This window comes from Methylobacterium trifolii (genome assembly GCF_022179685.1).
GTDB lineage: Bacteria > Pseudomonadota > Alphaproteobacteria > Rhizobiales > Beijerinckiaceae > Methylobacterium > Methylobacterium trifolii.
Genome location: NZ_BPRB01000179.1, coordinates 1 through 7713, shown reverse-complemented (window position 1 = coordinate 7713; position 7713 = coordinate 1). Strand labels below are relative to the sequence as shown.

9 protein-coding genes are annotated in these 7713 nt (G+C 70.3%); 8 read left to right on the top strand and 1 reads right to left on the bottom strand.

Annotated elements, in window-relative coordinates:
- Positions 1–460: 460 nt before the first annotated feature.
- Positions 461–1087 (top strand): SspB family protein, encoded by a 627-nt coding sequence (locus tag COGEMETH_RS15920; RefSeq protein ID WP_238183585.1) that lies wholly within the window; start codon positions 461–463, stop codon positions 1085–1087.
- 9 nt (positions 1088–1096) lie between these two features.
- Here COGEMETH_RS15920 and COGEMETH_RS15915 read toward each other — a convergent pair whose 3' ends face one another.
- Positions 1097–2497 carry a cytochrome P450 gene (locus COGEMETH_RS15915; protein WP_373875379.1) on the bottom strand — a complete coding sequence of 467 codons (1401 nt, stop codon included), beginning with the start codon at positions 2495–2497 and terminating at the stop codon, positions 1097–1099.
- A 131-nt stretch (positions 2498–2628) separates the two neighbouring features.
- Here COGEMETH_RS15915 and fumC point away from each other — a divergent pair, with 131 nt between their 5' ends.
- From fumC to fabI, 7 genes are all read left to right on the top strand, one after another.
- Positions 2629–4044 carry a class II fumarate hydratase gene (gene fumC, locus COGEMETH_RS15910; RefSeq protein WP_238183583.1) on the top strand — a complete coding sequence of 472 codons (1416 nt, stop codon included), beginning with the start codon at positions 2629–2631 and terminating at the stop codon, positions 4042–4044.
- Between the two features lie 62 nt (positions 4045–4106).
- Positions 4107–4298, top strand: a complete 192-nt coding sequence (locus tag COGEMETH_RS15905; RefSeq protein WP_238183582.1) for a DUF4169 family protein — start codon at positions 4107–4109, stop codon at positions 4296–4298.
- The gene (locus tag COGEMETH_RS15900; RefSeq protein WP_238183581.1) at positions 4295–4546 is read left to right on the top strand and encodes a ribbon-helix-helix domain-containing protein; all 252 of its coding nucleotides are present in this window, start codon (positions 4295–4297) and stop codon (positions 4544–4546) included. The genes COGEMETH_RS15905 and COGEMETH_RS15900 overlap by 4 nt, the downstream gene beginning before the upstream one ends.
- A gap of 121 nt (positions 4547–4667) precedes the next feature.
- Complete coding sequence (gene fabA / locus COGEMETH_RS15895) at positions 4668–5207, top strand: 3-hydroxyacyl-[acyl-carrier-protein] dehydratase FabA (protein ID WP_238183580.1); 540 nt, start codon at positions 4668–4670, stop codon at positions 5205–5207.
- A 129-nt stretch (positions 5208–5336) separates the two neighbouring features.
- Positions 5337–6563 (top strand): beta-ketoacyl-ACP synthase I, encoded by a 1227-nt coding sequence (gene fabB / locus COGEMETH_RS15890; protein WP_238183579.1) that lies wholly within the window; start codon positions 5337–5339, stop codon positions 6561–6563.
- 57 nt (positions 6564–6620) lie between these two features.
- Positions 6621–6842 (top strand): hypothetical protein, encoded by a 222-nt coding sequence (locus tag COGEMETH_RS15885; protein ID WP_238183578.1) that lies wholly within the window; start codon positions 6621–6623, stop codon positions 6840–6842.
- A gap of 132 nt (positions 6843–6974) precedes the next feature.
- On the top strand, positions 6975–7713 hold a 739-nt coding region (gene fabI / locus COGEMETH_RS15880), incomplete at its 3' end, for an enoyl-ACP reductase FabI (RefSeq protein WP_238183577.1).

Genomic DNA, 7713 nt, shown 5'->3' with positions numbered 1-7713 from the left:
CGCCAAGGCCCGGCGCCGGACCGCGCGTTTCCGGACACATCCGCGACATCGGACCGGGGGGCGCCATCATCGGGCTTCAAAACCGGGGCGATCCCTTCTATATTCAGTGGGCCGGTCGTGAGGCCGGCTACGGCGATGAACCGTCTTTCGGACATATGCGTCTCGCACGCGGCGTCTCCACCCGAACCCAGGACCTGTGGCCGCACCGGCCGGCAGAGCGCCCTGGGCTCCGGCGGGGACGTGACGGGATCGGCAAGGGCCGCGCGCCTTTCCGGATCGTGTCGCCGGTGATCGGAAGTCCTTGCCGAAATAAGTCCTTGCTGATGTCCTGGCGGTTCGCATCGTTCAGGCTGGGTTCGGATGCACCCTGTACCGCTGAGCATCCACGCAACCTTCCTCGATCCGGCCCGCGCCCTCGACGTGGGCCCCTCGTCGGGCAGACCGGGCTGAACGACCGCAGATGGCAGACGATCTGATCCGCTACGACCTTCTCGTCCAGGAAGCCCTGCGCGGCGTCGTGCGCAAGGTGCTGACCGACGCCGCCCGCGAGGGGCTGGCGGGCGAGCACCATTTCTACGTCTCGTTCCGCACAGAGGCGCCGGGGGTGCGGATGTCGCAGGCCCTGCGGGAGAAGTACCCGCAGGACATGACGATCGTGCTCCAGCACCAGTTCTGGGACCTCGGCGTCACCGAGCACAGCTTCGAGGTCGGCCTGTCGTTCTCGGGCGTGCCGGAGCGGCTGCTCGTGCCCTTCGACGCCCTCTCGGGCTTCTTCGACCCCTCCGTCCAGTTCGGCCTGAAGTTCGACCTCACCGATCCGAGCGAGGTGACCGAGCCCGATGCGGCCCCGGTGTCCCTCAAGGCCGGCCCGCGCGGTGCGGCCTCCGAACCCACTGAGATCAAGCCCAAGGGGACTGGGCTGGCGGCGATCGGCAGCGGCGTCCCGAAGGTGCTGCCCGCCCCCGCGGCCCAGAACGGGGCCAAGGCCGAGGAGCCCAAGGCGCCCCGCCCGGCCAAGAAGGACGGCGAGGGCGAGGAGACGGGCGCCGAGGTCGTCAGCCTCGACGCGTTCCGCAAGAAGAGCTGATTTCTAGCCTCACCCGCGCCGCGTCGCGTCCATCCGCAGCCCGTGCTCGGGCCGCAGCGTCACCCGGTGCAGGGGCGTGACGGGAGGGTGGTCGGCCGGCAGGCGGAAGCGCACCGTGCGGACGATGTGGGCCAGGACGATTACCGCTTCCTGCAGGGAAAAGCTCTGGCCGATGCAGACCCGCGGCCCCGCCCCGAAGGGCAGGTAGGCGAAGCGCGGGATGTCTTCGCGGGCGGTCCCGAGGAAGCGGTCGGGCACGAAGGCGTCCGGATCGTCCCACAGGGTCCTGTGGCGGTGGAGCACGTAGGGCGCCACCAGCACCATCGAGCCGCGCGGCACCTTGATCCGCCCGAGGCGGTCGTCCCGGATCGCCTGCCGGCTCAGGAACGGGACCGGCGGGAACAGCCGCATCGCCTCCTCCATCACGGCCTTGGCGAAGGGCAGGCGCTCGACCGCGAAGGTCTCGCTGGCCTCCGCATCGACCTCTTCCTCCAGCCGGGCGAGGGAATCCGCGTCCTGCGACAGGCAGTAGAGCGCCCAGGTCAAGGCGTTGGCCGTGGTCTCGTGGCCGGCGGCGATGAAGGTGACGATGTTGGCCTTCACCGCCAGGTCGGTGAGGCCGTTGCCGGTCTCGGGGTCCTGGGCGGCGAGCAGCAGGGTCAGGAGGTCCTGCGGGGCCGCACCCGTCTGCATCAAGGCCTTGCGGCGGGCGATGAGTTCGTCGACCACCTCCGCGAAGAAGCGCCCGGCCGGGCGCGCCCGCAGGCGGCCGAGGCGGGGCACGAAATCCGGCACGCCGAACACGTCCAGGGGATCGATCGGCCCGACCGCCTCCAGGAACCGGGTGATGGCCCGGCCCAGGGCATCCGGGTCCCCCGGCAGCCCTTGCGTGAAGATCGTCCGTTCCAGCACGTCGAGGGTGACGCGGGTCATCTCCAGGGCGACGTCCACGGGCTTGCCGTCCCGCCGGGCCAGGCGGCGGGCCAGGAACGCGCCGGCCGCGTTCATCGAATCGGAAAAGCCCTGGACGGTCCGCGCCGAGAAGATCGGGGCGAGCGTCCGGCGCTGGAGGCGCCACTCGTCGCCCTCCGCGCTCAGCAGGCCGTTGCCGAGGCCCGGCGCCAGGACCCGGCGCTGGAGGTCGTCCTTGCGATAGTTGGCGGCGTTCTCCACCAAGAGGTAGCGGATCAGGGCCGGGTCGCTCACCACGGTGATGCGGCCCATGGCGCCGTCGCCCGCCACCACGGGCAGTTCGAAATGCGCCTCCATCCAGGTGGTGATCGGGTTGTGCCGCGCGGCCTTCAGGAACTCGAACAGGCCCATGGCCCTGCGCCGCGGGCGCGGCACGGGCGGCCGGAACCGGACCGGGCGCGGAATCGGATGGGGCGGAGTCTCGACCAGCGTCGCCATCGGCGGCATTCTCTCCTGAGGACGGACAGAACAGCCCGCCCCGTTTGTCGAGGCGCCACGTGCCGCGCCATCGCGCTTCGATCGTCCCTGTCTTAAGTAGGCACCGCACCGCAGCAGACGTAGAGGCCACGATGTCGCCGCAGACCACCGAGACCGCCACCCGCACCGAGTCCGACACCTTCGGGCCGATCGAGGTTCCGGCCCACCGGTACTGGGGCGCTCAGACCCAGCGTTCGATCCAGAACTTCAGGATCGGCACCGAGCACATGCCGGCGCCCCTGGTGCATGCGCTGGGCCTGGTGAAGCAGGCCGCCGCCCTGGTGAACCAGGACCTGGGCGGCCTGGAGCCGCGGGTCGCCGAGGCCATCGCCGCCTCGGCCGCCGAGGTGGTGGCGGGCGGCCACGACGACGAGTTCCCCCTCGTGGTCTGGCAGACCGGCTCGGGTACGCAATCCAACATGAACGCCAACGAGGTGATCGCGAGCCTCGCCAACGAGCGCCTCGGGGGCAAGCGCGGCGGCAAGTCGCCGGTGCACCCCAACGACCACTGCAACCGCGGCCAGTCCTCGAACGACGTGTTCCCCACCGCGATGCACATCGCGGTGTCGCGGGAGATCTACGAGCGGCTGATGCCGGCGCTCACCCACCTGCACGGGGCGCTCGACGCCAAGGCCAAGGCCTTCGAATCGATCGTCAAGATCGGCCGCACCCATCTCCAGGACGCAACGCCCGTCTCCCTCGGCCAGGAATTCTCCGGCTACGCGGCGCAGGTGGCGCTCGGCGGCTCGCGCATCGCCGCGACCCTGCCCGGCGTGCTGGCGCTGGCCCAGGGCGGCACCGCGGTCGGCACCGGCCTCAACGCCCATCCCGACTTCGCGGAGAAGTTCGCGGCCAAGGTCGCGGAACTGACCGGGCTGCCCTTCACCTCGGCCGCGAACAAGTTCGAGGCGCTGGCCACCCACGACGCCCTGGTGTTCACGCAAGGGGCGCTGGCGGCGCTGGCCACCGGCCTGTTCAAGATCGCCCAGGACATCCGCCTGCTGGCCTCGGGGCCCCGCTCGGGCCTCGGCGAACTCTCCCTGCCGGAGAACGAGCCGGGCTCCTCGATCATGCCGGGCAAGGTTAACCCGACCCAGTGCGAGGCCCTGACGATGGTCTGCGCCCAGGTGATCGGCAACGGCACCACCGTGAGCTTTGCCGGTTCGCAGGGCCATTTCGAGCTGAACGTGTTCAAGCCGGTGATCGCCAACGCGGTGCTGCAATCGATCCGCCTCCTGGCGGATGCGGCCGTGAGCTTCACGGACAATTGCGTCGTCGGCATCAAGGCCAACGAGGACCGGATCGCGGACCTGATGAGCCGCTCGCTGATGCTGGTCACCGCGCTCGCCCCCTCGATCGGCTACGACAAGGCCGCCGAGATCGCCAAGACCGCACACAAGAACGGCACCACCCTGAAGCAGGAGGCCCTGCGCCTCGGCTACGTCACGGAGGCCGAGTTCGAGCGGGTGGTGCGGCCCGAGACCATGCTGGCCCCCAGCGCCGACTGATTCTTTTTGGGATTCGGCCGATGCGGTTCCTGCGTCGGCCGGTCCGGAGGGAGACCGAGGGCATGGCCGAGATCATCAACCTGCGTCAGGCCCGCAAGGCCCGCGAGCGGGCGGCCGACGCGGCGAAGGCGGCCGACAACCGGATCGCCTTCGGCCGCCCGAAGAAGGCCAAGACCCTCCAGGAGAAGCGCAAGCGCCTGGAGGAGACCCGGCACGAGGGCCACCGGCTCGCCTCCGACGAGCCGGAGACGTGAGCGCGGGCGTCCCGAAGCGCTCGGTGATGATCGCGGGCCATTCCACCAGCGTCTCCCTCGAAGAGCCGTTCTGGGAGGCCCTGCGCGAGATCGCGGCGGCGCGCGGGCAGTCGGTCCAGGGGCTCGTCGGCACGATCGATTCGGAGCGCGGGGGCCAGAACCTGTCCTCGGCGATCCGGGTGTTCGTGCTGGGTGCGATCCGCAGCGTATCCCCCCGCAGCTTTGAAGGCGCCGACCCCCTGTGCTAACGAGGCCGCACGGGGCCGGACCCCGCCCGGGACGGTGCCGCGCGAACATCCCATCCCCCGCGTCGCCGCCGGCCTCGCCAGAGCCGGCCCTTCAGAACCTCACGAGGATTCGTCCGCCTTCATGTCGTCCGACGCCGAGAACACCGCGCCCCAGGGCCTGGCCCGCGCATCGAGCTATTCCTACGAGGACCTGCTGGCCTGCGGGCGGGGCGAGCTGTTCGGGGCGGGCAACGCCCAGTTGCCCCTGCCGCCGATGCTGATGTTCGATCGCATCACCTCGATCGGGCCCGAGGGCGGCGCCTACGGCAAGGGGCACGTGCTCGCCGAATTCGACATCCGCCCCGACCTCTGGTTCTTCCCCTGCCACTTCAAGGGCGATCCGGTCATGCCCGGATGCCTCGGCCTCGACGCCCTCTGGCAGCTCGTCGGCTTCCATCTCGGCTGGCTCGGCGCGCCGGGCCGCGGCCGGGCGCTCGGCGTCGGCGAGGTGAAGTTCTCGGATCAGGTTCTGCCCTCCGTCAAGCAGGTGGTCTACGGCGTCGACCTCAAGCGGGTGCGCCAGGGCAAGCTCGTGCTCGGCATCGCCGACGGCTGGCTCGAGGCGGACGGCAAGCGCATCTACGAGGCGAAGGACCTGCGCGTCGCCCTGTTCCAGAGCTGATTTTTTGGAACCGACGCGGGACGCCCGGCATCGGGATGCGTGCCCGGCAGTTGAGATTGTGCCTGCGGCATCCTAGCTGAACGGAAGCGCGCGGCGAGATCCCGCTTCGCGCCGGAGACGAGTTGTTTCATGCGCCGTGTCGTCATCACCGGGATGGGCATCGTCTCGTCCATCGGCAACAACACGCAGGAAGTGCTCGCGTCCCTGCGCGAGGCACGCTCCGGCATCACGCGGGACGCGAGCTACGTCGAGCACGGCTTCCGCAGCCAGGTCTCCGGGGCGCCGACCCTCGAAGCCGAAGGCGTGGTCGACCGGCGGGCGATGCGCTTCCACGGCGGCGGCACGGCCTGGAACCACGTGGCGATGGATCAGGCGATCCGCGACGCGGGGCTGGAGGCCGGCGATGTCTCCAACGACCGCACCGGCATCATCATGGGCTCGGGCGGCCCCTCGACGAAGGTGATCGTCGAATCCGCCGCCATCGCCCGCGAGAAGGGGCCCAAGCGCGTCGGCCCGTTCGCGGTGCCCAAGGCCATGTCCTCGACGGCGTCCGCCACGCTCGCCACCTGGTTCAAGATCAAGGGCGTCAACTACTCGATCTCCTCGGCATGCGCGACCTCGAACCACTGCATCGGCAACGCCGCCGAGGTGATCCAGGGCGGGCGCCAGGACATCATCTTCGCCGGCGGCTGCGAGGACCTCGACTGGACCCTGTCGGTGCTGTTCGACGCCATGGGCGCCATGTCGGCCAAGTACAACGACACCCCGGCCCGCGCCTCCCGCGCCTACGACGCCAACCGCGACGGCTTCGTCATCGCCGGCGGGGCCGGCGTGCTGGTGCTGGAGGAACTGGAGCACGCCAAGGCGCGCGGCGCGCGCATCTACGGCGAGATCGCCGGCTACGGCGCGACCTCCGATGGGCACGACATGGTCGCCCCCTCCGGCGAGGGCGCGGTGCGCTGCATGCGCCAGGCCATCGAAGGTCTGAAGGGCGCGCGGATCGACTACATCAACCCGCACGCCACCTCGACGCCGGTGGGCGACGAGAAGGAGATCGAGGCGATCCGCGAAGTCTTCGGCCGGGGCGACGCCTGCCCGCCGATCGCCGCCACCAAGTCGCTCACCGGCCATTCGCTGGGCGCCACGGGGGTGCAGGAGGCGATCTATTCGCTCTTGATGATGAACAACGGCTTCATCTGCGAGAGCGCGCATATCGACGAGATCGACCCCGCCTTCGCCGACATGCCGATCCTGCGGCAGCGCCGCGACGGCGTCCAGCTCGGCCACGTCCTCTCGAACTCCTTCGGCTTCGGCGGGACGAACGCGACCCTGGTGCTCAAGCACGTCGACGCCTGACGCGCGTCCGCCGACGGCGGAGGTCGAAGACGGGTCCTCCACCACGGGGAGCATGCCATGACCGAACCATCGCATCCGAGCGTGACCGTCGCCGCCCTGACCCACGACCTCGTGCGCAAGCGGTCGATCGTGAGCTTGGTCTGGACCGACGAGCCGGAGAAGACCGTGGCGCTGCCGGTCCCGTTCGGATGCAGCCTGGCGGATGCACGAGCCGAGGCGGAGAAGGCGCTGCGCATGCTCTCCGCGGAGACCGCCACGCTCGACGTCCGCAGCGCCTGAGGAGCGTGGCCGGCCCGGAGACGGCGCCGGCGCATGGGCTCCGGATTGGACAGCGCCGCGGCCTGCGGGCTAAGGCTCCCCTCTTGACCGAGCCTGCCCGAGGGTCCGGCCGAGAGCGGGATGAGGGATCGCATGACGGGATTGATGGCGGGCAAGCGCGGCCTGATCATGGGGGTCGCCAACGACCACTCCATCGGCTGGGGCATCGCCAAGGCCCTCCACCAGCACGGCGCGCGGCTCGCCTTCACCTATCAGGGCGACGCGCTGGGCCGTCGGGTCACGCCGCTGGCCGCCCGGCTCGGCTCCGACATCGTCATCCCCTGCGACGTGGAGGACCTCGCCTCGGTGGACGCGGCCTTCGCGCGCCTGGACACTGAGTTCGAAGGAGAACTCGACTTCGTCGTCCACGCCATCGGCTTCTCCGACAAGGCCCAGCTCAAGGGCCGCTACGTCGACGTGACCACCCGCGAGAATTTTTCGCGGACCATGACGATCTCCTGCTTCTCCTTCACCGAGATCGCCCAGCGCGCGGCTAGGCGGATGCGGCAGGGGGGCTCCCTGCTGACGCTGACCTACGGCGGCTCGACGCGGGTGATGCCCAACTACAACGTGATGGGCGTGGCCAAGGCCGCCCTGGAAGCCTCGGTGCGCTACCTCGCCACCGACCTCGGGCCGGACGGCATCCGCGTGAACGCCCTCTCCGCCGGCCCCATGCGGACGCTGGCGGGCGCCGGCATCGCCGATGCGCGGCTGATGTTCAACCACCAGAAGGCCCACGCCCCGCTGCGGCGCACGGTGACGCTGGAGGATGTCGGCGGCTCGGCCCTCTACCTGCTCTCGGACCTCTCCGGCGGCGTGACCGGCGAGGTCC